Raw genomic sequence first — 794 nt, 5'->3', positions numbered from 1 at the left:
ACCGGGGAATGGAGGAAGTGCAGGTGCAGACGGCGCTTGGCCCCCACCGGCTCACGCATAGTGAAATCAGTCAGTGTCTTCGCAACCTGCTTGGTCTGATTGTTCGACTCGATCGCGGCCAGCGACCCGTCGTCGAACTCGAAGTCCTCGGGATAGACGATGATGTCGACATCCTTGACATGCCCCAGTTCACGCAGCTCCAAAGGGGTGAACTTCGCCTGCGCAGGACCACGCCGCCCGAACACGTGCACGTCGGTGACCTTCGACGATTTCAAACCCTCATAGACATGATCAGGAATCTCAGTCGTGTGCATGTCATCAGCCTGCTTCGCCAGCACACGCGCCACATCCAAAGCAACGTTGCCGTTGCCGATGACCGCAACCTTCTGCGCATCCAACGGCCAGGTCTGGGCAACATCCGGATGCGAGTCGTACCAGTTGACGAAGTCAGCGGCACCGTAGGAGCCAGGCAGATCGACTCCGGGCAGGTTCAACGAGGCATCGATGAAGCAGCCGGTGGAGAAGATCACCGCGTCATAGCGATCCGTCAGCTCGCCCAAAGCGATGTCGGCACCGTACTCGACGTTCGAGAACAGGCGGATGTCACCGCGATCGAGGACCTTGATGAGGGCATTGATGATGCCCTTGATCCGAGGGTGATCGGGAGCCACTCCGTAACGGACCAGGCCGAACGGTGTCGGCAAGCGCTCGAAGAGATCGATGCTGATCTCGAAGTCACGCTCGGCTTTGGTCAGCAGGTCGGCCGCGTAGATGCCGGCCGGGCCGGCACCCAC

General features: G+C 60.3%; 1 protein-coding gene. It reads right to left on the bottom strand.

Features of this window, described 5'->3' with window-relative positions:
• Positions 1-794: FAD-dependent oxidoreductase (locus tag JFC13_RS19150; protein WP_232488816.1), on the bottom strand; the 794-nt coding region annotated here is incomplete at both ends.

Origin of the sequence: Brevibacterium antiquum (assembly GCF_016107655.1) — a bacterium.
Taxonomy (GTDB): Bacteria; Actinomycetota; Actinomycetes; order Actinomycetales; family Brevibacteriaceae; genus Brevibacterium; species Brevibacterium antiquum.
This window is presented reverse-complemented; position numbering and strand designations above follow the sequence as displayed.